The organism is Arthrobacter pullicola (genome assembly GCF_014836875.1).
Taxonomy (GTDB): Bacteria; Actinomycetota; Actinomycetes; order Actinomycetales; family Micrococcaceae; genus Arthrobacter_B; species Arthrobacter_B pullicola.
In genome coordinates, this window is the sequence record NZ_JACSQC010000004.1 from 169,099 (window position 1) to 192,845 (window position 23,747).

Annotated in this window: 25 protein-coding genes; 20 read left to right on the forward strand and 5 right to left on the reverse strand. The window is 66.2% G+C overall.

The features are described 5' to 3' along the window. Positions 1–11: 11 nt before the first annotated feature. The 3 genes from cpaB to H9638_RS09655 all read right to left on the reverse strand — a co-directional run bounded on the left by cpaB (position 12) and on the right by H9638_RS09655 (position 1,963). Positions 12–809, reverse strand: coding sequence for a Flp pilus assembly protein CpaB (gene cpaB / locus H9638_RS09645; RefSeq protein ID WP_191746974.1), 798 nt, complete (start codon positions 807–809; stop codon positions 12–14). Positions 810–942: 133 nt separating this feature from the next. Then, positions 943–1,239: an FmdB family zinc ribbon protein gene (locus H9638_RS09650; protein WP_191746975.1), complete on the reverse strand. Its 297-nt coding sequence runs from the start codon at positions 1,237–1,239 to the stop codon at positions 943–945. A gap of 115 nt (positions 1,240–1,354) precedes the next feature. After that, positions 1,355–1,963, reverse strand: coding sequence for a 5-formyltetrahydrofolate cyclo-ligase (locus H9638_RS09655; protein ID WP_191746976.1), 609 nt, complete (start codon positions 1,961–1,963; stop codon positions 1,355–1,357). A gap of 68 nt (positions 1,964–2,031) precedes the next feature. Between H9638_RS09655 and galU the strand changes: the two genes are divergently transcribed. From galU to H9638_RS09715, 12 genes are all read left to right on the forward strand, one after another. After that, positions 2,032–2,934, forward strand: coding sequence for a UTP--glucose-1-phosphate uridylyltransferase GalU (galU, locus tag H9638_RS09660; RefSeq protein WP_191746977.1), 903 nt, complete (start codon positions 2,032–2,034; stop codon positions 2,932–2,934). 4 nt (positions 2,935–2,938) lie between these two features. Further along, entirely contained in the window at positions 2,939–3,556 is a 618-nt protein-coding gene (locus H9638_RS09665; protein WP_191746978.1) for a GNAT family N-acetyltransferase, read from the forward strand. Between the two features lie 100 nt (positions 3,557–3,656). Next, entirely contained in the window at positions 3,657–4,616 is a 960-nt protein-coding gene (locus tag H9638_RS09670) for a hypothetical protein (RefSeq protein WP_191746979.1), read from the forward strand. Positions 4,617–4,724: 108 nt separating this feature from the next. After that, positions 4,725–5,924 carry a phosphotransferase gene (locus tag H9638_RS09675; RefSeq protein WP_191746980.1) on the forward strand — a complete coding sequence of 400 codons (1,200 nt, stop codon included), beginning with the start codon at positions 4,725–4,727 and terminating at the stop codon, positions 5,922–5,924. A 176-nt stretch (positions 5,925–6,100) separates the two neighbouring features. Further along, the gene (locus tag H9638_RS09680) at positions 6,101–7,015 is read left to right on the forward strand and encodes an N-acetylglucosamine kinase (RefSeq protein WP_191746981.1); all 915 of its coding nucleotides are present in this window, start codon (positions 6,101–6,103) and stop codon (positions 7,013–7,015) included. Then, on the forward strand, positions 7,012–7,497 hold the full coding sequence (locus tag H9638_RS09685) for an NUDIX domain-containing protein (RefSeq protein WP_191746982.1): 486 nt from the start codon (positions 7,012–7,014) through the stop codon (positions 7,495–7,497). The genes H9638_RS09680 and H9638_RS09685 overlap by 4 nt, the downstream gene beginning before the upstream one ends. 156 nt (positions 7,498–7,653) lie before the next feature. Continuing rightward, on the forward strand, positions 7,654–8,775 hold the full coding sequence (locus H9638_RS09690) for an ABC transporter ATP-binding protein (protein ID WP_191747274.1): 1,122 nt from the start codon (positions 7,654–7,656) through the stop codon (positions 8,773–8,775). A gap of 2 nt (positions 8,776–8,777) precedes the next feature. Then, complete coding sequence (locus H9638_RS09695) at positions 8,778–9,470, forward strand: ABC transporter permease (RefSeq protein ID WP_191746983.1); 693 nt, start codon at positions 8,778–8,780, stop codon at positions 9,468–9,470. Beyond that, entirely contained in the window at positions 9,470–10,222 is a 753-nt protein-coding gene (locus H9638_RS09700; protein WP_191746984.1) for an ABC transporter permease, read from the forward strand. Before H9638_RS09695 ends, H9638_RS09700 begins: the two co-directional genes overlap by 1 nt. Beyond that, entirely contained in the window at positions 10,219–11,187 is a 969-nt protein-coding gene (locus tag H9638_RS09705; protein WP_191746985.1) for an ABC transporter substrate-binding protein, read from the forward strand. Before H9638_RS09700 ends, H9638_RS09705 begins: the two co-directional genes overlap by 4 nt. A gap of 166 nt (positions 11,188–11,353) precedes the next feature. Then, positions 11,354–13,354, forward strand: coding sequence for a serine hydrolase domain-containing protein (locus H9638_RS09710; RefSeq protein WP_318241840.1), 2,001 nt, complete (start codon positions 11,354–11,356; stop codon positions 13,352–13,354). A 50-nt stretch (positions 13,355–13,404) separates the two neighbouring features. After that, positions 13,405–14,622 carry a pyridoxal phosphate-dependent aminotransferase gene (locus tag H9638_RS09715; RefSeq protein WP_191746987.1) on the forward strand — a complete coding sequence of 406 codons (1,218 nt, stop codon included), beginning with the start codon at positions 13,405–13,407 and terminating at the stop codon, positions 14,620–14,622. Positions 14,623–14,638: 16 nt separating this feature from the next. On the opposite strand, the gene H9638_RS09720 is transcribed toward H9638_RS09715, so the two are convergent. Both H9638_RS09720 and xseA read right to left on the reverse strand, forming a co-directional pair. Beyond that, complete coding sequence (locus H9638_RS09720) at positions 14,639–14,872, reverse strand: exodeoxyribonuclease VII small subunit (RefSeq protein WP_191746988.1); 234 nt, start codon at positions 14,870–14,872, stop codon at positions 14,639–14,641. A gap of 47 nt (positions 14,873–14,919) precedes the next feature. After that, positions 14,920–16,200 carry an exodeoxyribonuclease VII large subunit gene (gene xseA, locus H9638_RS09725; protein WP_191746989.1) on the reverse strand — a complete coding sequence of 427 codons (1,281 nt, stop codon included), beginning with the start codon at positions 16,198–16,200 and terminating at the stop codon, positions 14,920–14,922. Positions 16,201–16,378: 178 nt separating this feature from the next. Between xseA and H9638_RS09730 the strand changes: the two genes are divergently transcribed. From H9638_RS09730 to H9638_RS09765, 8 genes are all read left to right on the forward strand, one after another. Beyond that, on the forward strand, positions 16,379–17,203 hold the full coding sequence (locus H9638_RS09730) for a hypothetical protein (RefSeq protein WP_191746990.1): 825 nt from the start codon (positions 16,379–16,381) through the stop codon (positions 17,201–17,203). 57 nt (positions 17,204–17,260) lie between these two features. After that, positions 17,261–18,340, forward strand: coding sequence for a 4-hydroxy-3-methylbut-2-enyl diphosphate reductase (locus H9638_RS09735; RefSeq protein WP_191746991.1), 1,080 nt, complete (start codon positions 17,261–17,263; stop codon positions 18,338–18,340). Positions 18,341–18,391: 51 nt separating this feature from the next. Further along, positions 18,392–19,477 (forward strand): redox-regulated ATPase YchF, encoded by a 1,086-nt coding sequence (gene ychF / locus H9638_RS09740; RefSeq protein WP_191746992.1) that lies wholly within the window; start codon positions 18,392–18,394, stop codon positions 19,475–19,477. A gap of 117 nt (positions 19,478–19,594) precedes the next feature. Next, on the forward strand, positions 19,595–20,041 hold the full coding sequence (locus H9638_RS09745) for a hypothetical protein (protein ID WP_191746993.1): 447 nt from the start codon (positions 19,595–19,597) through the stop codon (positions 20,039–20,041). A gap of 377 nt (positions 20,042–20,418) precedes the next feature. Then, positions 20,419–21,381, forward strand: a complete 963-nt coding sequence (locus H9638_RS09750; RefSeq protein WP_225217253.1) for a helix-turn-helix domain-containing protein — start codon at positions 20,419–20,421, stop codon at positions 21,379–21,381. 268 nt (positions 21,382–21,649) lie between these two features. Further along, positions 21,650–22,267, forward strand: coding sequence for a DUF7793 family protein (locus tag H9638_RS09755; protein ID WP_191746994.1), 618 nt, complete (start codon positions 21,650–21,652; stop codon positions 22,265–22,267). Between the two features lie 421 nt (positions 22,268–22,688). After that, the gene (locus tag H9638_RS09760) at positions 22,689–23,126 is read left to right on the forward strand and encodes a VOC family protein (RefSeq protein WP_191746995.1); all 438 of its coding nucleotides are present in this window, start codon (positions 22,689–22,691) and stop codon (positions 23,124–23,126) included. 46 nt (positions 23,127–23,172) lie between these two features. Further along, positions 23,173–23,742, forward strand: coding sequence for a dihydrofolate reductase family protein (locus tag H9638_RS09765; RefSeq protein WP_191746996.1), 570 nt, complete (start codon positions 23,173–23,175; stop codon positions 23,740–23,742). Positions 23,743–23,747 lie beyond the last annotated feature (5 nt).

The following is a 23,747-nucleotide window of genomic DNA, read 5'->3' on the forward strand; positions in this document are numbered from 1 at the left end:
GAGTTAAGGGACTACTCACCGCTGAGGACCAAATAGAGGTTCCCGCGCTCGGAGGCCCCGGCCAGTGCAGCGGCGTCCCGGCCCCCGGCAGCGACGACGACCAGGCCGGCATCGGCTTTCGCGGCCCCCGGCCAGGTTCCACCGCCCTCCGCCATCTCGCCTGCAATCCACAGCACCGGAACCCCGGCGGCCAGCAGGGATGCCTCCGCGGCCCCGCTGGACCCGGGGTCGGGTGCGAGCATCACATCGACGAGGACCCCGGGGGAGAGCAGGCCGGCCGCGGCAGGGTCTGCGGTCCGCAGCGGCACCGCGGAAGTGCCGGCGGGCATCCCGGCCAGGAGCCCTGGTCCCACGAAGAACGAATCAGTCAGCACACTTCCTGCCCGCAGGGGAACGGCCAGCCGTTTGCCGGTCACCGCACCCGTGTCAGCGAAGGAGCCGGGGGAATCACCGGCAGCCGGGAGGGCCGCCACCCGCAGGTCCCCGGGGGTCAGGACATGCCCTGCGGGGAGATCGGCACGGGCGGTCACCACATCCACCGTTCGGGCATCCGGCGGCAGACAGGCCTCCACCGCAATGCCGCAGGCCAGTGAGGCGAGGATCCCGGCCAGGAGTCTCCTGCGGCGGACCGTGAACCTCCGGAGTCGGTCCCGCAGTGCGGCCCTTCCGGACCGTTCCCTGCCCGGCTGCCGGAATACGGTCCCGGCGCCGGCGTACTGGGAACGCGGAGCGGGCCGCGCGGCAGGGGAAACGCGGGTGCCGGGCGCGGGGCCGCGCCCGGCACGCCGGGGGTTTGAATGACCGAACATGACGCCATGCTAGGGACCATGCGGGCCCGGACTCCGGGAGGAGACCGCACCGGGGACAAAAAACGGCGCCCGCGGTCCTGTGGAGGACCAGCGGACGCCGTCGCTGTGTTTCGTGGGCTTTCGCTGCGGGGCCTTAGCCCGCTGCGGGGGCTGAGGAAGACGCGGCTGCCGCGGGGGCAGGGGCAGGAGCAGATTCTGCAGCCGCCTTGGCCGGGCTCTCCTTGGCGGGCGCGGCGGCCACGGTGGAAGCTGATTCTCTGGAATCGGTGCGGTAGAAGCCTGACCCCTTGAAGACCACTCCCACGCTGTTGAACTTCTTGCGCAGGTTTCCGCCGCACGCCGGGCAGACGGTCAGGCTGTCATCGGTGAAGGACTGCTGGATATCGAACGCGTGGCCGCAATCCTTGCAGGCATAGGCATACGTGGGCACTCTTACTCCTCCTGAAGACCGAAATTAAGGCCGCAGCGGTGCCCTCCGCGCCGGCACGTCCCGGATTGGTGGGAACCGCGGGCACACGGGAATTGGCACTCTGGGGCCTTGAGTGCTAAGTATACACCCCGGAAGATGGTACCGGCTTGAAGCCGGACGGTGTCAGGATTCCGTCCACGGGGGCATCAAGTGCATCGGCCGGAAGCTCCCCGGCAGGAAGGAACTCGTGGTCGTACACGACGGCGACGGTGCGCCCCGTGCCGCCCGCCGCCCTGAACCGGGCCAGGAACCGGTCATAGTAACCGCCGCCCTTGCCCATGCGGGTGCCGGCTGCATCGGCGGCGAGGGCAGGGATGAAAAGCAGGTCAAGTCCCTTGACCGCGTCCAGGCCCAGCCGGGGACCCACAGGTTCGGGGATGCCGGGGAACAGTCCGGCAGCCAGCTCGGTCCCCGGCGCCCAGCGCCGCCAGGAGAGCTGCCGCTCCGGTTCACAAACCGGTACCAGCACGGTGTGGCCGGCAGCGAACAGGTCCTCAAGGAGCCGGGATGTGTCAGGTTCGCTGCCCATTGGGAGGTAGCAGGCTACCTGGGAGGAAGCCGGAAGGGTATGCAGCAGGGGAGCGGCGGCGGAGGCGAAATCCCCGGCCGTTGCGGCGGTACTGCCCAGCTCACGCCGCTGCCGGCGGAAACTGGAGCGGACACGGTCTTTGAGATCGGCTGACATGCTCCCATTGTGCCCGCAGCGGCGCTGCATTTGGCGCGCTGCATACTCCCATAGGTAGTCTTACGGTCATGACCTCACGACCGAAGATCACCAAAGCCGTTATTCCTGCCGCCGGTTTGGGCACACGCTTCCTTCCTGCCACCAAGGCCATGCCGAAGGAAATGCTCCCCGTCGTCGACAAACCGGCCATTCAGTATGTCGTGGAAGAGGCTGTGAACGCTGGGATGTCAGACATCCTGATGGTCACGGGGCGCAACAAGCGCTCCCTTGAAGACCACTTTGACCGGGTGCCCTTCATCGAACAGACGCTGAAGGACAAGGGCGACGATAAGAAGCTGGCACTCGTGCGGGAATCGTCCGAGCTGGGCGAAATCCACTACCTGCGCCAGGGCGACCCCAAGGGTCTGGGGCATGCGGTCCTGCGTGCCAAGCTGCACATCGGCAATGATCCCTTTGCCGTGCTCCTCGGTGACGACCTCATTGATGCCCGGGATCCGCTGCTGGAAACCATGGTGGAGGTGCAGGCCAAGACCGGCGGTTCGGTCATCGCCCTGATCGAGGTCGAGCCGGACCAGATCAGCTCCTACGGCTGCGCTGACATCTCGGTGATCGAAGGCGAGGACTTTGTCCGTGTCAACAAACTCGTCGAGAAGCCGGACGCCGATGAGGCCCCGTCCAACCTTGCCGTCATCGGCCGCTACGTGCTGCACCCGGCGGTCTTTGATGTCCTGGAGGAAACCGGCCCGGGCCGCGGCGGCGAAATCCAGCTGACTGATGCGCTGCAGACCCTCGCCTCCGCCGAGGGTGAGGGCTCCGGGGTTTACGGCGTCGTCTTCCGTGGCCGCCGCTACGATACCGGGGATAAGCTCAGCTACCTGAAGGCCGTAGTCACCCTGGCTTCCGAACGGGAAGACCTTGGCCCGGACCTGCGCGCCTGGCTGAAGGAATTCAACGGCTCCATCGAGGGCTAGCTTCGTGCTGGGGTCGGCAATCTGGCCGGTGACGCTTGAATGCGGCGACCTCATTCTCCGGCCGATCCGCTACCGGGACCGCAGCGAATGGAGTGCGGTGCGGTCCCGGAACACGCAGTGGATCGGTCCGTGGGAGGCTACTAATCCGCTGCCCGGAACGGAACTTCCCAGTTATGCCGGGATGGTTCGCAGCCTGAACCAGCAGGCCCGGCAGGATACAGCCCTCCCTTTCGTCATCACGGAGCGGCTGGGCGGAGCTGGCCAGCCCCCTGCCATCGTTGGCCAGCTGACCGTGTCCACGATCGTGTGGGGGTCGGCGCGGATGGCAACCTTGGGTTACTGGGTGGATGAATCCCGTGCCGGCCGTGGAATTGCTCCGACGGCCGTGGCCATGGCAACAGACCACTGTTTCAGGGTGCTGGGTCTTCACCGGATGGAAATCAACATCCGGCCGGAGAACCGGCCCAGCCTGCGCGTGGTGCAAAAACTGGGTTTCCGTGAAGAGGGCCTGCGCCGCCGTTACCTGCATATCGCCGGTGACTGGGCCGATCACCTCAGCTTCGCGCTCACAGCGGAGGAAGTCCCCGGCGGGTTGCTGTCCCGCTGGCTTTCCACGCGCTGACCTCGCCTTTTGCCGTTGATGCTGAGAATTCGGTGGAAGTCCGCCGACACACCGCCGGCAATGCGGAGTGGTGAGTTTTTTATCTCATACGGTCGTAGTTGTGGACATCCCTCTTAACAGCTCCCTGGTCCTGGCGGCAGCCGTCGGGCTCTGGCTGCTGTGGGTTGCCCCGCAGTACCTGCAGCGAAGGCAGGCCCCTGCAGCGTCCGTGCCCGGACGAGCAGGAACTGCCTCCAGCGCAGCCAGCAGCGCCGCCAACGAACCGGACCCAAGTTCTCAGGGGAACATCATGTACAACACCAGCACCGGCGTCCAGCCTCCGCATGGGCCGGGGCGCCCCCAGCCGGGGGCAGACCGCGGTTCTGGTGAGACGCCTGCCGCTGCACCCGCCGCGCCGCTGCGTATCCGCTACGACCGCCTGGTACTGGCCGGCCTCGGGCTCGTTTTCCTCGCCGGCATTCTGGCGGGAGGAACAGCCGCACTCCTGGGCGTGGTGTCCGGCTGGCTGCCGGGGGCAGCCGCCCTCGGCACACTCGCTGTTTTCGCTGCGCTCCGCAATCTTGCCGTCCGCGACCGCCGGGCACGCCGCGCCCGGCACGCTGCAGCGGCAGCCCGCCGGGCTGCCGAGCCGGCTGCTGCTGCCCCCGTCCGGCCCAACCCGAAGGCCGACATCGTCTTCGATGCTTCCAGCTCCGCAGCTCCGGAAAACGCAGCCGCTGCCGCCCCCTCGCAGCCGGTCCAGCCGTCCATGCCGGTCCCGAAACCGCTGCCGCGCCTGACAGCCGGAGAGCTTCGCGCAGCGGCCCTGGCTGAGGCCGCCAAGAGCGCCGAAGCATCGTCCTGGGAACCCGTGGCCGTTCCAAAGCCGACGTACGTGGATGCTCCGATGGCCCCTCGTCCGGCGCCGAAGCCGCTGGCGGTCCCCGCTTCCCCCAAGCCCGTGCTGAAAACGCCCATCCGCCCCGTTGCAGCGCCCGCTGCCGGGAGCACCCCCATCGATCCCCGCCCGGCCACCGGTATTTTGAACCTGGACGACGTCCTGCAGCGGCGCCGGGCGTAACAGCCCGAGATGGCGCCGGATCCGCGGCGCGGACGCGGCGGTGATACGCACTCCGGTCCGGCTCTCCCTGCCGGGACCGTGCAGCGTGCACTGCTGGAGGGAACACGGATGGCAGTTCCGCTGGCGCAGCTCCTGACGCCGCGGCACCTCATCCTGGACTCCTGGACCCATGAAAGGACCTTTCACCGCCCCGGAGCCGGAGTCAGCTGCCTGTACCGGGTGCAGGCACTGGACCGGGCGGGACGCGTCCTGACGCTCTACGCCGGCGCCACGAGTGCTGTCCTGGACACTGCAGACCCGGGCACCGTTCAGGCCACCTTGGCCGGGATCCGCCTGAGCCTGTGGCTGCATCCCCATGATCCGCTGCTTTCGGGGCTGTCCTGGGCGCTCTCACCCCAGGACGTTGCCCGGGATGTTTTTGGGCAGTCAGACGCCGATGCCCCGACTGTCCTTAGCCTCTCCGCCTACCGTCCGCTGCGGAGGGCCGTGGTGCGGGCAGTCTGCGGCGACAGCACCGCCTACCTGAAAATCCTGCTTCCGGGACAAGCGGAAGAACTGCGCCACCGGCACCAGCTGCTGGCCGGAACGGCAGTGCCTGCGGCCACGGTGACCGGACCCAATCAACCGGCCGATCCCCGGGCACACAGCGCCGTTGCCCTCTCCGCCCTGGCTGGGGCGCCGCTGCTGCACGGGCTGCGGGACGGCACACATGGGCTGGTTCCCGAGGACCTGAGCCGGCTGCTGGACCTGCTCCCGGCGGACGCGCTGCACCTGGAAAGCCGCCCTGCCTGGGCAGAGCGGGCCCGGGCCTACGGCACAGCTGCGGCTGCCATCCTGCCCGGGGAAGCAAACCGGATCAGGGCCCTGGCACGGACGATCGAGAAGTACGTCCGCAGTCTGGACCCCGGGCCCGTGGTCCCGGTTCACGGCGACTTTTACGAGGGAAACCTCCTGTCCGGTGACGGACACATCACCGGGCTGCTCGACGTTGACGGCCTCGGACCGGGCCACCGGGTAGATGACCTGGCCTGTTTCCTCGGCCACCTCGCTGTCCTGGCGGAGCTCTCACCCGAGTCCGCGCTGCCCGGCGAACTGCAGGTGTTCCATACAGCGTTCCAGGATTTCGCTGAGGCGGCCGGCAGCTCATCGGCGGCGCTGCATGCGCGGGCAGCCGGAGTTGCCCTGAGCCTGGTACCGGGGGCAAGGGCCGGAAGCCGCAGCCGCTCCGAGAATGCCCTTGCCCGTCTGCGTGCCGTGGAAACCCTGCTGGCACGTGCTTCGGCCGGCTCCCGCAAAATGCGGCCCTGAGCCAGGCGGGGCATCCCCGCATCTGTTCCAACGGACGCCCAACGGACGCCCAACGGACGCCCAGCGGACGCCCAACGGACGCCCAACGGACGCCAAACGGACGCCGATCGGCGGATACCGGGTGGAAAACGCGCTCCGTTAGCCGGGTCCGCCCGCTGGCTGCGTAGGCTGAAGGAATGCAACTGAGCTCCAACCCCGGATCCGGGGCAGACCACACCGCCGTCGGCCTGGATATCGGTGGCACTAAAACACACGGCATCCGGCTGCACGGCAATGACGTCGTGGCCGAAGCCGTGAGCGGCAGCGCCAACGTGCAGAACGTTTCCCGCGAGCAGGCCCGGCAGAACCTGGCGGAGATTTTCGCCGCGCTGGGGACCGGGGACGTGTCCCGGGTGGTCGCGGGTTCCGGGGGAGTGGACACGGAAGAGGACGCCGCCGCGCTGCGGGTCCTGATCCACGAACATGTTCCGGACGCCGAGGTGAGCGTAGTACATGACACGCGGCTGATCCTGGCCGCGGGCGAGGCGCCGGCCGGGATCGGTCTGATCGCGGGCACCGGGTCCGTGGCCTGGGGGATGGACGGCTCCGGTGCCCAGGTGCGGTCCGGAGGCTGGGGCTACCTGCTCGGGGACGAAGGCAGCGCCTACTGGATTGGCCGCGAAGCGGTCCGGCATGCCCTGCGCCTGCACGATCTGGGGCAGGAACCCGACCGGCTGGCCGCGGAGCTGCTGCTGGCCGTCGGTGTGCCGTCCCCGGAGCTGCTCATTGCCCGGTTCCACGCTGAGGCCGGGCGCCGCTACTGGGCGTCGATGGCCCGCGTTGTCTTCGAAGCAGCGGAGGAAGGCCACGGACCCAGCAGAAGCATCGTTGCCACGGCCGCGCGGGATCTCGCCGGCCTGGTGGCAGACGTTGCCGCCCAGCTGGATATCCGGGGCCCGGTGGTGATCGGCGGCGGAATCGGCGTCCACCAGCCACTGCTGCAGGACCTGCTGGAAGCCGGCCTGTCCGCCCGGGGGCTCGCGGATATCCGCTTCCTTTCCCAGGATCCGGTGTTCGGTGTCCGCTACCTGCTCGCCGGTGGTGCAGCATGAGCGGGACGAAGCAGCCGTTTGATGTCCGCGTCGGCGCGTACGCCGTCGTCGTCCAGGATGGAGCCATCCTGCTGGCGCACTGGCACCAGCACGGCAACTCCGCGTGGACCCTGCCGGGCGGGGGACTCGAATTCGGGGAAGACGCACCCACCGCCGCTGTGCGCGAGGTCCTGGAGGAAACCGGCTACACCGTGGAACTGGACGGCTTGCTGGGGGTGGACAGCCACTTCATCCCGCCGGAGAAAAGGATGCACGGCGAGGGCCGGATGCTTCATGCCCTCCGCGTGATCTACCGGGCCAGCATCACGGGCGGCGAGCTGGCGAGCGAGGCGGCCGGCAGCACGGACGAGGCCGCCTGGTTCCCGCTGGACGAAGTGGCCGGGCTGGAGCGGGTGGGGCTGGTGGATGCTGCCCTTGAACTGCTGCGCAGCGCTCCCGGGGACGCCACGGCGCCGCTTCGCCCGTGGCGTAACCCCCGCTAACGCTGGACTCAGAGGCGCGGGAACACATAGCGTAATTTCACGGCTTGTCAGCATACTGCCGATTCCCCGCCGTATGTGCACCAGTCGAAACCAACCACGGAGGCTGTTATGTCCCTTCCGGATGCCCCTACGCCCCAGCCGGGTGCCGTGGAACCCATGATCAGGTTCCGCGGCGTCACCAAGTCCTATCCGGGCTCGGACTCGCCCGCCGTGGATAACCTCTCCCTCGACATCGCCAAGGGCGCCATCACCGTCTTCGTCGGCCCCTCCGGCTGCGGGAAAACCACCTCGCTTCGCATGATCAACCGCATGGTGGAACCGACGTCGGGAACCATCGAGGTGGACGGCCGCGACGCGGCCACGATCCCCTCCTCGGATCTGCGCCGGTCCATGGGGTACGTGATGCAGTCCTCCGGACTGCTCCCACACCGGACTGTCCTGGATAACATCGGGACCGTTCCCCGGCTGAACGGGGTCCCCAAACGCAAGGCCCGGGTACGCGCAGCGGAACTGCTCGACGTCGTTGGCCTGGCCCCGGAGCTGGGAAACCGGTATCCCGCGCAGCTCTCCGGCGGCCAGCAGCAGCGCGTCGGTGTGGCCCGGGCGCTGGCGGCCGATCCGCCGGTGCTGCTGATGGACGAACCGTTCAGCGCCGTGGACCCGGTGGTCCGGGCGGAGCTGCAGCAGGAACTGCTGCGCCTGCAGCGTGACCTGGCCAAAACCATCGTGTTCGTCACCCATGACATCGATGAAGCCACCATCCTGGGCGACAAGGTCGCCGTCTTCGCCGTCGGCGGGCGGCTGGCGCAGTACGACTCGCCGGAAGGGATCCTCCGGGCACCCGTCGACGACTTCGTTGCCGGCTTCGTCGGCAAGGACCGCGGCTTCCGCCACCTGGGCTTCCAATCCGGGGACACCGTTGCCGTGCATCCGGTGCAGACGCTGGACCCGGCCCAGCTCGCGGACCCCGCCGTTCCGGTCCGCGGGGGATGGGCGCTGGCGGTCGACGACGGCGGGCGGCCCCTGGGCTGGGTGCCCGCCTCCGGGCGTGCCTCGGTGACGTCCGCGCAGGACGTGGTTCCAGGTGGATCCCTGCACCGGCACGGCGAGAGCCTGCGCAGTGCGCTGGATGCAGCGCTGTCCTCGCCCTCGGGGATGGGTGTGGTTGTGGATCCCGAAGGCCGGGTGGAGGGGATTGTCCAGGCCGGAGAGATTCTCGAACTCATCGAAAAGGCCCGGCTGCGCCGCGGCATGGCGCTGCACGGCTCGGCGGTCTGAGCATGGACTGGTTCCTGCAGAACACTGAGATGATCGGACGCCTGACTGCGCTGCACCTGTTCCAGGCCGTGATTCCCCTTGTCCTCGGCGTGCTCATCGCCATCCCGCTGGCCCAGGCCGCGCGGCTGCACCGAGGGCTCGGCGGGTTCATCCTCGGCACTTCCGCGATCCTCTACACCATTCCGTCCCTGGCCCTCTTCGTTCTGCTGCCGGTGATCCTGGGCACCAAGGTCCTGGATATCACCAACGTGATCGTGGCCCTGACCATATATGCCGTGGCCCTGCTGGTGAGGTCCACCGTGGATGCGCTGAACTCGGTGGATGATGACGTCCGCCAGGCAGCAGCCGCGATGGGCTACCGGCCGCTGCGGCGCTTCCTTGCCGTGGACCTTCCGCTGTCCCTGCCGGTGCTGTTCGCCGGACTGCGGGTAATCTCCGTGTCCAACATGTCGCTGGTGAGCGTGGGTGCCCTGCTGGGCATCGACAGCCTGGGCCGGCTGTTTATGGACGGGCTGTACCGGAACTTCCCGACCGAGATCGTCGTCGGAATCGTGCTTATCCTGCTGCTTGCCCTGGTGCTGGACCTGGTGCTGGTCCTGTGCCAGCGGCTGCTCACCCCGTGGACCCGCGCCGCCCGGCGGACGGGCCCGCCGCTGCCGCTGTCCACCCTGGAAGCCAGGACGGCTGGTGCGTAATGGACTACACGAGCGATAACGTCCTGGTCCAAATGTTCGAATGGCTCACCTATCCCGCCAATTGGGAAGGGCCGCGGGGGATCCCCGTGCGCATCGTGGAGCACCTGGGCTACACGGCGCTCGCCGTGGGAATCGCGGCCCTGATCGCCGTTCCGCTGGGCCTGTACATCGGGCACACCGGCCGGGGACGCGTCGTCGTGGTCTCCGGCACCGGCATCCTGCGGGCGCTGCCCACCCTGGGCCTGGTGTTCCTCTTTGTCCTGCTGGCCGGAATCGGGCTGATGCCGCCCATCTGGGCCCTGGTGCTGCTCGCCATGCCGCCGCTGCTCGCCGGCGTGTACGCCGGAATCTCCTCCGTGGACCGCACCATCGTGGACGCGGCACGGGCCATGGGAATGAACGAGTTCCAGATCCTTTTCCGCGTCGAGCTGCCCAATGGCCTGAAAGTGGCCTTCGGCGGTTTCCGGGCAGCTGTGCTGCAGGTCCTGGCGACCGTCTCCGTCGTCGCGTTTATTTCCCTCGGGGGGCTCGGCGTGTACCTGATCGAAGGAACCCAGCTGCGCGACAACGGGCGTCTTTTCGGCGGAGCCCTGCTGATTGCACTGCTGGCGCTCGCTGTGGATTTGGTGCTGGCGGCCGTCCAGCGCCTTGTACTATCGCCGGGGCTGCGGACCAGCAGTGCCCGGAAACCGGCCGCACCAAGCCACCGGCGGGCCCAGCCCGCCGTCCGCCAAGAAGGAGCAACATCATGAGCATACGTACCCGACCGCGCACCAAGGCCGTCCTGACGGGGGCTGCGGGCCTGGCTGCCGCGCTGGTGCTGGCCTCCTGCGGAGCAAACTCGGACCCGCAGGGTGAGGAAACCAGCACCTCACCAGCGGCGTCGGGGGAAACCTCCACTCTGGTGGTCGGTTCCGCTGACTTCCCCGAATCCCAGATCATCGCGGAAATCTATGCCGGTGCCCTGAACGCCAAGGGCATCGAAGCCAGCACCAAGCCGGGCATCGGTTCCCGCGAGATCTACTACCAGGCCCTGGAAGACGGCTCGGTCCAGATCATCCCGGACTACAGCGGCAACCTTCTGCTCTTCGCTGACACCGAAGCCACCGCCCAGTCGGCGGAGGAGATCATGGACGCCCTGCCGGCGGCGCTGGAGGAGGAGTCCCCGGATGCCAACATTGCCGTCCTGGAACCGGCCTCGGCCGAAAGCAAGGACGCCCTGGTGGTGACGCAGGCGACCGCGGAGAAGTACGACCTGACCTCGCTGGAGGACCTGGCCAAGGTCTGCGGTGAAATTACCATCGCCGCGCCCACCACGTTCCAGGAGCGCGCCTACGGCCTGCCGGGCCTGGCGGAGAAGTACGGCTGTGAGCCGGGCGGTTTTGAAGCGATCAACGACGGCGGCGGGGAAGCCACGCTGCAGGCGCTGCTGACGGACAAGGTGCAGGCCGCGGATATCTACACCACCACACCGTCCATCGAGGAAAACAGCTTGGTGGTCCTGGAAGACCCGAAGAACAACTTCATTGCCCAGCAGGTGCTGCCGCTGGTGAACCTCGACGCCGTGAACCAGGAAGCGCAGGACGTCCTGAACAGCGTGTCAGCGGTCCTGACCACGGATGACCTGATTGCCCTGAACCAGGCCGTCTCCGGAGACCAGAAGCAGGACCCGAAGGCTGCGGCGGAAGCCTGGCTGAAGGAGAAGGGCCTGGCCTAGCCGGACAGCAGACCCATACGTTCGACTGCCGGCCCGGCGCCAGTGCTCTGTGAAGCACTGACGCCGGGCCGCAGCGTGTCGGCCGTCCCCGGGCTGGCTGGCCACACGTCGGAATCACCCCGGCTAGAATCAGCAAATACCCCGCCCCGGCTTCGAAGGACAGTGCGTGACCCTCCCTTTTCCGTCCCGCATTGTTCGCTGTGTTGCGGGCGCCCTGCTGGCTGTTCTCTTTCTGACCTCGTGCTCAGCGGTCTCCCGCCCGGTTGACTACCGTCCCCCTGCGTTGCCGAGCATGGATGCCGCGCCGCACGAGCTGACGACGGCCGACGTCGACGCGTGGCTGGACGGCTTTCTCCCCGCGGCGCTCAAACGGGAAGGGATCGCCGGAGCAGTTGTCTCAGTGGTCGGCGGAGGTTCAGCGGTCACCGAGCGGGGATTCGGATGGGCCGACACCGGCGTCAGCGGGAATGATCCAATACCGGTCGACGCGCAGCGAACGCTCTTCCGCATCGGCTCGATCTCGAAGCTCGTGACAGCGACGGCGGTTATGCAGCTGGTGGAAGACGGCAGGCTCGACCTCGACGCTCCGGTGCAGCAGTATCTCGACTTCACACTGCCGGTAGCCTTCGAGCAGCCAGTCACCGTGCGTCATCTGCTCACGCACACGGCAGGTTTCGAGGACAAGATCGCCGGTCTTTTCCGGGGACCGGACACAGAGCTCCCCACGCTGTACGACGCAGTCACTGTTGACCCACCCGAGCAGATTTTCGCGCCGGGCACGATGCCGGCATATTCGAACTACGCCAATGGGCTGGCGGCGTATCTCGTTCAGCACATCACGGGCGAGCCATACGAGGACGTTGTTGAGCGGGAGGTCTTCGCACCGGCCGGGATGGTGAACGCCACGCTTCAGCAGCCGCTCCTGGAACCAGCGCTCTCCAACATGTCGAAGGGTTACGACTCTGCGCGCTCCCCGGAAGTTCCATTCGAAGTCGTTTCGCCGGCCCCTGCCGGCGCCATCTCGGCGACGGCGGCCGATATGAGTGCCTTTATGATCGCTCAGCTCGATGGATCTCTGCTCGACGCGGCAACGCGCGAACAGATGCAGGCTCCAGGTTTGGACTCAGCAGATATCGGAGGACTCGCTGCCGGTCCACAGATGACGCTGGGTTTCTTCGAACAGGACCGTAACGGGCACCGGATCATCGGACACGGTGGTGACCTCACCGCCTTCCACTCCCAGCTCGACCTGTACCCCGAAGATGCGGCCGGCATCTTTGTGTCGCTGAACAGTTCCGGCCTGACCAGCGATTCAACAACGGCAATCCGCAACGCCCTATCCGAAGGTTTTGCCGACCGCTATTTCCCCGGTAAGCAGGCTGCAGCTGCCACCTCTGTCACTGCCGGTGACCACTCCGGCGCCCTGATCGGCACGTACCAGCTCTCCCGCCGCGGCGAGTCGACTTTCATCCGGCTGTACTTCACCCTGTCAAGCATCACCGTGGCGCAGGGACCAGGCGACAGCATCACCATTTCGGCCATCACCGACGCGTCAGGCTCACCCGTTCCCCTCGTCGAAGTGGAGCCATGGGTGTGGCAGGAAGCCGGCGGACAGACCCGCGTGGCAGTCGACCAGCGCGATGGCGTCGTGACAGCTATCGGTCTGGGCCCTGCCTTCACCCTGCAACCGATGCCGGCGACCCGGGCAATACTGCCTCTCGTCTTCGGCGCCACGCTCCTGATCCTGCTGGCGACAGCCGTCCTGACGCCGGTTGCGGCACTTGTGCGCCGCTGGCATGGCACCTCCGTGCCGCGCACGCGCTACCAAGCCCGGCTTCGCATCCTCATCGCGTCCAGCCTCGTGGCACTGCTCGCTGCGGGTGCACTCTGGGGTGTCGCAGCCTCGGCGCTGCTTTCCAATGCCGAGCCTCCGCCGGACGCCGTGTTCCGGACAGCACAGGCACTAAGCGCCGCCGCCGTGCTGGGGGCAGTGCCTGCTCTCCTTCTCACCGTCACGCACTTGAGGCCACAGCCAGGCACCGGCCGGGAGCAGGGTGTGCGTCTGATCCTTAGGGTGTCGGTGAGCGCGCTGATCACCCTAGCTTTCTGCGGCCTTGGCTACGCCGTCATCGTGGCCGGACTGCTCTCACGGAGCATCACCTACTGAGCAGCAGGCCAGGTTCATGCGTGGAAGCCCCGGTATGGCATTCTGAGTGAATGGCAGAATTCACCCAGTCGCATAAGCTCCACAACGTCCTTTACGACATCCGTGGGCCGCTGCTCGAACATGCGCAGCGGATGGAAGCCGCCGGCCAGCGGATCCTGAAGCTGAACATCGGCAACCCCGCGCCGTTCGGCTTCGAGGCGCCGGAGGCGATCCTGGTGGACATGATCCGCCATCTGCCTACCGCCCAGGGGTACAGCGATTCGCGCGGCATCTTCTCAGCCCGCACCGCCGTCGTGCAGTACTACCAGGGCCGCGGAATCCAGAACATCGACGTCGACGACGTGTACCTGGGCAACGGGGTCAGCGAACTGATCACCCTGTCCCTCCAGGCCCTGCTGAACAACGGGGACGAAATCCTGGTTCCCACCCCGGACTACCCGCTGTGGACCGCATCCGTGTCACTGGCGGGCGGCACCGCTGTCCATTACCTCTGCGACGAGGAAAACCACTGGTGGCCCGATGTGGAGGACATGGCAGCCCGGATTACCAACCGGACCAAGGGCATTGTGCTGATTAACCCGAACAACCCCACCGGCGCCGTCTACCCGGAGTACATCCTGCGCCAGATCGTGGACCTCGCGCGGAAGCACGGACTCATCATCTTTGCCGACGAGATCTACGAGAAGATCCTGTACGACGGCGCGGTGCACATCAACGCTGCGGCGATCACCGGCGAGGACGTACTCTGCCTGACGTTCAGCGGGCTGTCCAAGGCATACCGCATCGCCGGGTTCCGCAGCGGCTGGATGACCATCTCCGGTCCCAAACGGGATGCCGCGGACTACATCGAGGGCATCAACCTGCTGGCCAATATGCGCCTGTGCGCCAACGTTCCGGCGCAGCACGCCATCCAGACGGCGCTGGGCGGCTACCAGAGCATCAACGACCTGATCCTGCCCGGCGGCCGGCTCAAGGCCCAGCGGGACCTGGCGCACAAAATGCTCAACGACATCCCCGGGGTGAGCTGCGAAAACGCCGAAGGGGCGCTGTACCTCTTCCCCAAGCTGGACCCCGAGGCCTACCCGATCGAATCTGATGAAATGTTCGCCCTGGACCTGCTCAAGCAGCAGAAGATCCTGGTCTCGCACGGAACAGCATTCAACTGGATCCGGCCGGACCACTTCCGGATGGTGACGCTGCCCGCTCTGGAGGACATCGAGGACGCCGTGTCGAGGCTGGCTGAGTTCCTCAGCACCTACAAGCCGTAGCTTTACCCATCCGCGCTTATTCCGGCGCGTCCCCGCGGGCTGCCCGTGCCGCTTCCAGGCGCGCACGGGCGCCTTCGAGCCACGATTCACACCGGGTAGCCAGCGCTTCGCCGCGCTCCCACAGGGCCAGGGATTCCTCGAGGCTGGCACCGCCGGCCTCGAGCCGGGTCACCACGGATACCAGTTCGTCCCGGGCCTGCTCGTAGGTCATGGCTTCGACGTCTGCCGGCAGCGCTGCTGCTTCGTTCATGCTGTTCTCCTGGTTGCTTCGATGCTGGGTGGGAAAGTCTGGAACATTCAGGCCTGCTGCCAGGGGCCCGTTGCGGTGGCGCCGAGTTCCCCGGCCGCGACACGGACGCGCAGCGGAGTCCCGGTTTCAACCCCTGCGGCGTCGCGGACCACGGAACCGTCCGCAAGCTGCACGACGGCGTAGCCGCGGTCCAGTGTTTTCTGCGGTGAGAGGGAACGAACCTGCGCCCGCAGATAGGCGATCCGGTCGGCGTCGCGCCGGACCTCGGCGCGCATCGCGGAGAAGGCCCGGTCCCGGAGCCGACTGATGTCATCGCCGCGCGTGGCGAGCATGGTTTCGGGTGCGGAGAGCACCGGGCGGCTGCGGATGTGCCGCATCCGTTCGGATTCGCGTCCCAGGGTCAGCTCCATGATGCGGCGCAGCTGCGAGCGTGCGGCGCCGATGCGCGCCAGTTCCTCGCCGACGTCGGGCACAATCCGCTTGGCCGCATCGGTGGGGGTTGAAGCCCGCAGGTCGGCCACCTCGTCGAGCAGGGGCCGGTCAGCCTCGTGGCCGATGGCACTGACCACGGGGGTCTGTGCTGCCGCCACGGCCCGGACCAGATCCTCGTTGCTGAAGGGCAGCAGGTCCTCGAGGGAACCACCGCCGCGGGCGATGACAATGACTTCGACTTCCGGCATGGCATCAAGGGCAGCCAGGGCGCGGGTCACCTCGGCCACGGCATTCACGCCCTGCACCGCGACTTCCCGCACCTCGAACTCCACCGCGGGCCAGCGCAGGGCGGCGTTGCGCATCACGTCCTTCATGGCATCGGAGTTGCGTCCGGTAATCAGCCCAATCCGGCCCGGCAGCAGGGGCAGGCGGCGCTTGCGGGCTGCACTGAACAGGCCCTCGGCGGTCAGCGCCTGGCGGAGCCGTTCGATCCGGGCCAGCAGGTCGCCGAGGCCGACGGGCCGGATATCCCGGGTCTGCATGGACAGGCGGCCGGTCTTGACCCAGAAATCAGGTTTGATGTGGGCCACCACGCGGGCACCGCGCTCGAGCGGCAGTTCCAGCCGGTTCATCACCGTTCCCCAGACCGTCAGGGACAGTGAGATCTCGGCGTCGACGTCGCGGAGCGTAATGTACGATGCGTTGGCCCGGCGGTTCAGCTCGATGATCTGGCCCTCCACCCATGCGGCGGGAGCCCGGTCGATGTAGGCCTTCAGGTTCTTTGAAAGCAGTGCCAGCGGCCAGGGGTTGTCCGGCGAAGTAAGGGCCGCTGTCGGGGCCAGCGCGGTCCCGGCGTCTGCCTCACCAGGGCCCTGGGGTCCTGTTTCATCGTGCATTCGAGCTCCTGGGGTTTGACGGCTGGCCGGTGCCCGGGGAGGTACTGGTCCACGGTTAATGTCTATCAGGTACTTAGGACACAGCGGGCAGCGGTGCCTGGATGGTGGATGCGGCGCCGGTGTTTGGCAGAATTCCAGCAGGGCCGCGAACACGCGGCACGCGTACGAGTGGAGACAGATGCGAAGCTTTGGTTCAGCGATCCTGGTACTGGCCGCCGTGCTGCTGGCGGCAACGGCCGCCTGCGGCGCCTGGCTGGCGCAGAATGTGGTGTCCCCGGCAGGGTTCGCCAACCTCGCCCAGCCGCTGGGGGAGAACCAGGAATTCCAGGCGGAGCTCTCCGGGGCCATCGCGCAGCAGGCGGCAGCCTCTGCAGCGGACGGCCTGCCCGAGGGAATCAGTCAGTTGATCGAACCGGTCGTGCAGGAAATCGTTGCAGGCGTCCAGCAGGATCCCGGGTACCCGGAGGCCTGGACAGCAACCCTGGAGCAGTCACACGCGGCCACGTTCGAATCCGGCATCCCGACCCTGGACATCGGTCCACTGCTGAACCTCGTCCTCGCAGCCGTGGCCGGAGAGATCGGAACCAGTGTGCCGGATGGTGAATCCCGCCCGATCGCCCTATCCGGTGCAGATGTCAGTGGGCAGCTGGAGCGCCTGACCGGTTTTGCGGACGCGTGGCCCATGTTTGCCGCCGCAGCAGTGCTGGCCGCGCTGCTTGGGCTGCTGCTCGCCCGCCGCCGCTCGACCACGCTGGCGCTCGCCGGTGCCGGTGCCCTGGGGGCCGGAGTGGTCCTGTGGCTGCTCGCCGGGGCCGTACCCGCAGTGATGGACCGGTTCTCGCCGTCGAACCCTGTTGCTTCCACCTTCATCAGCGCCCTGGGACCCGAAGCAAGCTCTGCGTTCCAGGCCTGGCTCATCCCGCTCCTGCTCGGTGCGGCTTTCATCTTCGTCCTGGGCCTGGTCTTCCGCCTGGCAGCCGTGGCCCGGCGGAGGGTGCGCTGACAGCGGACGGACACCCTCCGGGCCAGGGCCGGCGGCGGCACCGGCTAGCATGGTGGTATGACCAGCACAGCCGTTTCCGTGCCGATGCCCACCGTGCCACGCCGCCGCCGCAGCCCCGAAGAGGTTGCCGCCGCTGCCCCCGTTGAGGGCCAGCGCCGGGTCCTCCTCGCCGCCCCGCGCGGCTACTGCGCCGGCGTCGACCGCGCGGTCATCGCCGTCGAGAAGGCACTGGAAGCCTACGGGCCGCCCATCTACGTCCGCAAACAGATTGTTCACAACCTTCACGTGGTCCACACGCTGGAGGAAAAGGGTGCCATCTTCGTCGACGAAACCGACGAGGTCCCGGAAGGTGCCCGGCTGATCTTTTCCGCACACGGCGTCTCTCCCGCCGTCGTGCAGTCCGCGAAGGACCGGAACCTGCAGACCATCGATGCCACCTGCCCGCTGGTGACCAAGGTGCACAAGGAAGCGGTGCGTTTTGCCCGGGACGACTTTGACATCCTGCTGATCGGCCACGAGGGCCACGAGGAAGTTGAAGGAACTTACGGCGAGGCCCCCGAACACACGCAGATTGTGAACGGTCCCGAAGACGTGGACAAGGTGGTGGTCCGTGATCCGGAGAAGGTCATCTGGCTGTCCCAGACCACGCTGAGCGTGGATGAAGCCATGCACACGGTGAATCTGCTGCGCAAGCGGTTCCCCACGCTGCAGGATCCGCCCAGCGACGACATCTGCTATGCCACCTCCAACCGGCAGGCAGCGATCAAGAAGATCGCCCCGGATGCGGACCTGGTGATCGTGGTCGGGTCTGCGAACTCCTCCAACTCCGTGCGGCTGGTGGAAGTTGCGCTGGAGTACGGCGCCAAGGCGTCCTACCGCGTGGACTTCGCCAACGAGATTGACGAGAGCTGGTTTGAGGGCGTTGCCACCGTGGGCGTGACTTCCGGTGCCTCCGTTCCGGAAAACCTGGTCCAGGACGTCCTGAACCTGCTGGCGGACTACGGCTACGGTGACGTCGAAGAGGTGGTCACCGCGCAGGAGGACATCATCTTCTCCCTGCCCAAGGAAATCCGCGCCACCCTCAAGGCCATGGGGGACACCTCGCGCGGTCTGGGCGGACGCCGCACCGGCTCCTAAGGAGGAGCGCCGGTTCGGCTCTGGCGGGCCGCCCCGGTAACATTGGCTAACGTGGCTCTTACTATTGGCATCGTCGGCCTGCCCAACGTCGGCAAATCGACCCTTTTCAACGCACTGACCCGGAACAACGTGCTGGCAGCGAACTATCCGTTCGCGACGATCGAACCGAATGTCGGCGTCGTCTCCCTGCCCGATCCGCGGCTGGCCAAGCTTGCCGAGATCTTCGGCTCGGCCCGCATCCTGCCGGCCACCGTGTCCTTCGTGGACATCGCCGGCATTGTGAAGGGCGCTTCGGAGGGCGAAGGCCTGGGCAACCAGTTCCTCGCCAACATCCGCGAAGCCGAGGCAATCGCCCAGGTCATCCGCGTCTTTGACGATCCCGACGTCGTGCATGTGGACGGCAAGGTCGATCCGAGCTCCGACATGGAGACCATCAACACCGAACTGATCCTCGCGGACCTCCAGACCCTGGAGAAGGCCATCCCCCGCGTGGAAAAGGAAGTGAAGATCAAGAAGCGCGACGCCGCGCAGCTGGCTGCCATGCAGGCCGCGCAGGCTGTGCTGGAGCGCGGCGACACGATCTTCGCCTCCGTGGAGAGCGACAAGCTGGACATGGAGCACCTGCGCGAGTTGAGCCTGCTCACCGCCAAGCCCTTCATCTACGTCTTCAACGTCGACGACGCCGTCCTGGGCAACCCCGCACGCCAGGAGGAGCTGCGCGCCCTCGTGGCCCCTGCAGACGCCATCTTCCTCGACGCCAAGCTCGAAGCCGATCTGGTGGAGCTGGACGAAGAGGAAGCCCGCGAAATGCTGGAGATGAGCGGCCAGGAGGAATCCGGCCTGGACAAGCTCGCCCGTGTTGGCTTCCACACGCTGGGCCTGCAGACCTACCTGACCGCCGGCCCCAAGGAAACCCGCGCCTGGACCATCCGTAAGGGCGACACCGCCCCGCAGGCTGCCGGCGTCATCCACACCGACTTCCAGCGCGGCTTCATCAAGGCCGAGGTTGTCTCCTTCGACGACCTCGCCGAAGCCGGCTCCATGGCTGAGGCCAAGTCCCGCGGCAAGGTCCGGATTGAAGGCAAGGACTACGTGATGGCCGACGGCGACGTGGTGGAGTTTAGGTTTAACGTCTAGGTTTCAGCTGATCGCTTGAGGAAGGCCCGGGGTGCTGATCGCATCCCGGGCCTTTCTGTCTTCCGAGGCGGTGCCGAATCGAAGTGCGCTAGCGTAACCGGCATGGACCGTAGAGACATGGATATCTTCGATGCGGCAACGCTTATGACCTTGTTGCATCCTGGGAAGCGCCCCTCGACGCTCCGGACGATGTTATCTGGGTGGGACATGCTGCAGGCGAACGTCCCATCGCGGGAACAGATGGAGACAGCAATGTCGATCCTGGCTGGTTCCGGCTTGGCGGAAGTGGACTCGTCGTGGGGAATGCTGCTCACGGAGGAGGGAGAACAGATCAGGCGGTCCGTCAAAGGTACTCAGGGGATGCGGATGATCCCGAGCGCAATCAACGAAATTCTGGCAGCACGACTGTTGAGCCGTGCGCAGCTGACCTTGCCTCAGGCCGTCTTTGATACGGCCTACGAGGACTATTACGGCGCCGCTCGACGCCGGGCAGAGCGTATGCGCGTGCGCCGGTCGCGGCCTCGCTGGTGGTGGCCTAATCCATTTAGGAGTCCCGGCCAGTGATGACGGGTGTCCCAATCCCCGATGCGGCGCGGTTCAGGCAGCTATGCGACACCCCGGTGCCAGCGGCCAGGCTGCCTTAGCCCTTACCGAGGGGTCTGCTAGGGGCTGGATGCCCCGGCCCATGGGGGGTGCTTACTGCCGCGGGGGAAAGCACAACTGCTGAGAAGATGGACAAGCCCCTGATCGGTCTGGCACGTCGTGGAAGCACGGGGTAACAGTTTCCGCCGGGTGTCCGACGGGGATGAGATTATTTAGGCTCGGATTTCGTTCAACCGGAAGGTTCCGTGAACTTTATGCTTCCTGCCTGCGACGACGTTCCCGGCTCAGGCTCAGGGTTGCCGCGGCAAGGACGGCTTACACGCTATCGGGTCCCGGGGATGTTGAGCCCGGAGGAGAAATTTGAGCATTGGCGCACTTGGTACGGCTCGGCCGTTGATTTACCCATGCGCCTGGAGAAAACCGAAAGCACGGTGCATCGCGGTTTTAATCCGACCGCGGTAAGCCTGAACGGCTCCGGGTTCAGCCTTGTGGAACTCACTAACGAACCGGTCGCCGGCTACTGGGGTGGGGCTGCGTCTTCCGAAGAGATCCGGTTGGTGCATTTCAAGACTGCGTGCGCCGGGTTCACCTTCTCGGGCCAGTCAAAAGCCGTTTTGCCAGGTGCTGTGAGGTTTATTGATCTTTCGTCTTCCGGTAGTTTCCACGCTCCGGCCGGACTCGGGGCGGTGCAGATAAACATTGACCGCGGCCTGCTTGGACTGGATGAAAAGTCAGTGGAACGGTTGCAAGCGCTGACCGATATTAGGACAAACCCTGTGGTGAGGTCTCTGATAATTCCAATGCTGTCGGGCTGGCAGCATCCGGACATGGATCAGGAAGTGGATCGTCTCCTGCCAGTCGTCCGATCCGTCATGGCTGCCCTGATCGGCTCCCTATTCGACACACACATTGACGACGCCGACCTTCGTGCGGCCCGCATCCTGGCGATCAGGAAGTTTATGCGGAAGAACGCCAGGAACCGGGCACTGGATGTGGACGCTGTTGTGGAGTACTCGCATCTTTCACGCCGCGCTCTCTACTATCTTTTCGAAGGTGAAAAGCTACAGGTAAATGGTTATATCCGTGCGCTCAGGGCGCTGGAGGCCCTTGAGCTCCTCACAGCTCCAAACCCGCGGAAGGTCCCACTCGCGGAGATAGCTGAAGCGAGCGGATTTAGCAGCGCGGCAGCGATGCGGCGGGCAGTCGAAACGACCACGGGAGCTTCCCTGCAGGAAATACAGTCTGACCCTGAAGGGTTGCGCTCGGCGACCCTTGCGCTCAGGAAATCCATCGGATTCTAAGGAACCCAGCGCCTCGAGGATGGCGGCAGGGCACGGATTCCCCTGCGTAGCCACGGCCGTGGATTAGCTCCTGATTGGGTTGGGAGCCAGACGGCATTCCGGTGTTTTGTGACCCACACCATTCAGCATGCACGGGATGCTCGTTTCGACGTGCAACTCTGCACAAACTGGGCGGCCCGCTCCTGTCTGGCTGGGCAGGAAGTCCATAAAATTGAGGCAGGCCGGCGGCGGATTCCCGGGCGGATTCCCCCAAATTCACGCCTGGTGAATGTTGCGCCGCCGCCGGCCGGACACGACAGCATTTTCGCTTCCCGGGGCCCGGTTCGTCTGCCGCCGTAAGCAGGCAGCCTCAACCGTCAAAAGGTTTGGCCAGTTTCCCAATTTTGCGATCGAATACGTTTCAAGGCTGAGTGTGATTTCTAAGTTCGAACCGGCTGGTGTCCAAGATCAACGCCGGGCCACCGCCGCGGGCGGGTCCCGTCTGCCCGAAGTCGAGCTCATGCCCAGCGGCATCCTTCTGGTTCGCTGGCCACCGAATGCAACAATCGAAGTGCCGGAGGCGCTGGCTGCCATTTCCCGCATAGAGCAGCTGAGCGGGAACGTCCCAAGGCCGCTGCTGGTGGAAATGCGCGGCATGCGTTATGCCAGCTCCGCGGCGTTGAAGAAGTTTGCCCGAGCCCTTACCGCGACCCGGATGGCGTTGGTGGGTACCTCACCTGTTGAACAAACAATCGGGCATTTTTTCCAAGCTATCCATCGGCCGTCCTACCCGGCTTCATACTTCACGCAGTACGCGGAGGCGTTGGACTGGCTCGCAGCGGTGGAAGCCGCCAACCGGTTAACCCCGCCGTCGCAGTTCCCGCCACGAAGCCGCACCCAGCGCTAGCGACCAGACGCTCCACAGCCGTTCCACGGGTGAGCGGGAGACTGCATTCATTACCGTTCCCACGACGCCGAGCCCAACGCACCCGCGGAGAATTGCTCGCCGCACGGAAGCGGAAGTCCCGGTGGAAGCCAATGCTGCACCAGCGGCGGAATACACCAGTGCGGTCACGGCGCTGGCTGCCCGAAGCCCCGCCGGCAGCCTGCCCTGGTGCTGCCCGCCGTAGGCAGTACCTCCCCACGGGGCACCTAAGGCAAGAGCAGCCTGAAAGGCCGACTGCGCCGTGAGCAGCAGGGGAGGAACGGGGCTTAGATCCATGCGGGACATGCAAGCAGGGCCAGTGCAGGTCCACAAGCCTGCTGTGTGGCTGATAGACGCGGCAGGGGCTTCTTTTCCAAGGCCGCGGCTGGCTAGCATGGCGGGCATGGCCATCAAAGTTGAGAACGTCGGGATTGCCGTCCGCGATCTCGAGGCGGCCATCGCCTTTTTCACCGATTTGGGGCTCACCGTCATGGGCCGTGACACCGTCAGCGGCGAGTGGACAGATACCGCCGTCGGACTTGACGGCAACCACGCCAAGATCGCGATGCTCCAGAGCCCGGACGGGCACGGCCGGCTGGAGCTCTTCGAATACATCCACCCCGAAGCGATCGAGACGCCGCCCGCCAGGCCCAATGAGATTGGCATGCACCGCGTCGCCTTCTCCGTCGATGATCTGGACGGGGCCCTTGAAATTGCGGCCAAACACGGTTGCCATCCGCTGCGCGGGGTGGCAACTTATCGGGACGTCTATCGGCTGACTTATGTCCGCGGGCCCAGCGGCATCATTGTGATGCTCGCTGAGGAACTAAAGAAGACCTGACTGCCAACCGGCCGGCCCGTGTGCCGGTGAGGGGATGGGAACGGCTATGGGAACCCTGATATTCACGGCGACAGTGTCCCTTGACGGCTACGTCTCTGATCAAAATGGGGACTTTCAATGGACGGGCCCGTCCGATGACATGTTTGCACTGCACGTCGACCGGATGGGGGAGGTGTCGACTGAAGTGCTCGGCCGGAAAACCTATGCGTTGATGGAGTACTGGGAGAAGCTTCCAGACACTGAAGACCAGCCCGCGCCTGAGCGGGAGTTCGCCCGCCGCTGGCGGGACATCAACAAGGTTGTGGTGTCGTCGACGATGACGGATAACGAGCTGGCGTCGGGCCGGGCCCGTATCGTGCCGCAGCTGAGCCTGGCCGAGCTGCAGCAAATCGTGAAGGATGCGGAGGGGATGGTCGAGATTTTCGGGCCCACTACGGCGGCGGACGCTATCCGTGCGGGCCTCGTTGACGAGTTCCGGTTAGTAGTCGTTCCGAAGCTGGTGGGCGGCGGTCTGCGCGCCCTGCCCGGCGACGTCCAGCTGGACCTGCGCCTCGCTGAACAGAGAGTTTTTGCCAACGGCACCGTGTACCTGCGCTACCTGGCCGGCCGGGGCTAAGTCCC